1 protein-coding gene and 1 pseudogene are annotated in these 731 nt (G+C 59.8%); both read right to left on the bottom strand.

Annotated features, from left to right (window positions below; translation table 11 throughout):
• Window positions 1-55: 55 nt before the first annotated feature.
• Window positions 56-406 (bottom strand): IS66 family insertion sequence element accessory protein TnpB, encoded by a 351-nt coding sequence (gene tnpB, locus KHO41_RS41020; protein WP_211958891.1) that lies wholly within the window; start codon window positions 404-406, stop codon window positions 56-58.
• Window positions 382-731 (bottom strand): annotated as a pseudogene (locus tag KHO41_RS41015) (IS66 family insertion sequence element accessory protein TnpB); the annotation flags it as partial. The gene tnpB and the pseudogene KHO41_RS41015, both read right to left, overlap by 25 nt.

Genomic DNA, 731 nt, shown 5'->3' with positions numbered 1-731 from the left:
CTGGCTGTTCATGAAGTTGCCCCTGGCCACCACGGCCGATGACTATGCCGCGCTGCTACCTTGGGCTATGCCTGACGCAGTTGTGAGTGACGTCGTTTATTGACTGCATACGTTTATTGACTGCATACAACTGATCGACGGTGAGCGTGACGATATCGGTCGTGTCCGGCCACACGAAGCGATCCTCGGCTTCCAATCGCTTGAGGAATAACCAGAAACCAGCACCGTCCCAGCCGAGGATCTTGATACGGTCGCACCGTCGGTTGCCGAACACGTACAGCGAGTGGTCAAATGGGTTGAGCAACATCGCCTGCTCCACCAGAATCGACAGCCCGTTGATTCCCATCCGGAAGTCCACCGGCTCGCGATGCAGGAATACCTTCAGCCCGCTGTCGAACCGGAACACGGCATCCTCCCCAGCATCTGGACAATCATCGTCAGCCCGGCGAGATCCGCCTGGCTCAGATCCAGTTCGACGCCATTGGGCAATCGTACATACAACGCGACGGCCATACAGGCGGAGGTCAGATCGACTGACGTCGCCTCTGAGGCAGACTCCACGGCCACGAATGCTGAGGGCCGATTCTCGGTCATCGTTCTCGTCTGCGTCTGCGTCTGTTGCACAGGCTCGCCGGGCGGCTCGGGGGAATCCGCCGCTTGGCCGACCGCCGGCGCCTGATCACTCATCGTGCGCTCACGCTCCAGCAGATACTGCGCTATCCACTTGCGCA

It is taken from the genome of Cupriavidus numazuensis, assembly GCF_905397435.1.
GTDB classification, from domain to species: Bacteria; Pseudomonadota; Gammaproteobacteria; order Burkholderiales; family Burkholderiaceae; genus Cupriavidus; species Cupriavidus numazuensis.
This window is presented reverse-complemented; position numbering and strand designations above follow the sequence as displayed.